Annotated in this window: 1 protein-coding gene; it reads left to right on the forward strand. The window is 62.8% G+C overall.

The genetic code is table 11. The annotated features are described in order from the left end of the window. Positions 1–218: 218 nt before the first annotated feature. Positions 219–1232 (forward strand): glycosyltransferase family 9 protein, encoded by a 1014-nt coding sequence (locus NW839_RS11075; RefSeq protein WP_314136808.1) that lies wholly within the window; start codon positions 219–221, stop codon positions 1230–1232. Positions 1233–1543: the final 311 nt, after the last annotated feature.

A 1543-nucleotide genomic window follows, 5' to 3' on the forward strand; every position in this document is an offset into this window, starting at 1 on the left:
CAGCGGAATCGGCTCCTCCGTCATGGTGCTGCCTTTGCAGAAGGTGGCGGCCACAGCCCATCATCGCGGATGAGAGCCTGGGTAGACAACGCTCTGGGCCAGCAGGGGGCTGGAACCGGTCTGCCCAGCCTGTCCTGAAGGTCTGCAATCTGAGATAGAGTAAGCGCGGGATGTCCTGAGCCAGGGATCCCTGGATACCGCTTTCTACAGGATGCTTTATGCAGGTGGCTTCTCGAGCAGTTGGCGGCACAGCGCCTTTGGCCCCCCGCCTTTTGGCTCTGGTGCCGGGGGGGATTGGGGATCAGATTTTGTTTTTTCCCACCTTGGCCAGTTTGCGGCAGCGCTTTCCTGAGGCGGAGCTGGAGGTGGTTGTGGAGCCGCGGGCGGCGGCTGCCTACGAGGTTTGTCCTTCGGTGAGTCGGGTGCTGACTTTTCCGTTCAAAGAACAGCTGTCGTTGGGGGATCTCAGCGACCTGCTGGGGCGCATTCGCGAGCGGCAGTATGACGGGGTGCTGAGCCTGGGCCGAAGCTTGGGGGTCAAGCTGTTGTTGTGGCTGACCGGCATTCCCAAGCGGGTGGGCTATGCGCCGCCGGGGCCGGGGCGACCTTGGCTGACCGACCCGGTGCCCCTGAAGCCGGCCCAGTATGCGGCCCAGATGTACCACGACCTGGTGCAGGGGTTTGGCATTGCTGCGCCGGCGGGGTTGCCCCAGATTCGTCTGAAAAAAGCAGACCTGGAGTGGGCAGAGCAGGAACGCAAGCGCCTTTTGGGGGATGCCGCTCAAGATTATGTGCTGTTGCATCCGGGGGCCAGCCAGCTGTCGCAGGAGAAGGGAATTCAGAAGATCTATCCCTCTGCCAACTGGGTCAAGGTCATCAAGGGTTTTCGGGAGCAGCGGCCGGAGCTGCCGTTGGTGCTGGTGGTGGGGCCAGAGGATGAGCAGCTGGCGGAGGGCTTTCTGGCGCAACTGCCGGAGCTGCCGGTGAGCCGTCCTGTCCGGCTGGGGCAGCTGGCGGCCTTGATTGGGGGGGCGACGCTGCTGTTGTGTGTGGACAGTGCTCCTATGCACTTGGCGGTGGCGGTGCAGACGCCGCTGGTGGCGTTGTTTGGGCCCACCGACCCGCTGCGGCTGCTGCCTTCAGAGGGGCCGTTTCGGGCGGTCAAGGGGGCCGATGGGAAGGTGGAGTCGATTGCCCCCGAGCAAATTCTGCAGGTGATCTTTCCGGCCTAGAGCCAAGGTTTTCGTGGCAGCAACCCAGTCCAGTTTCTCTGCAGGCGGACCGAGAAGCCTTCTAGCCTGGGAGATGTGTCCCTGTCTGCTTTTAGCCGGCGGGAGAGCTTGCTTTGTCACCTTGGCTCTCCTAGGCTTGCTGGCGAGCGACCGTAAGGCAGTCAGCATTGCTGTTGACCGGGGGAACTTCTGCCCTCTTGGGGGAAAGGGGCTGGGGAAGTAGGGGATTCTCATGCGGACGAAGGGACTTGAACCCTTACGCCTTGCGGCACTAGATCCTAAGTCTAGCGCGTCTGCCGTTCCGCCACGTC

This window comes from Synechococcus sp. R5-15 (assembly GCF_047462035.1).
Lineage (GTDB): Bacteria > Cyanobacteriota > Cyanobacteriia > Thermostichales > Thermostichaceae > Thermostichus.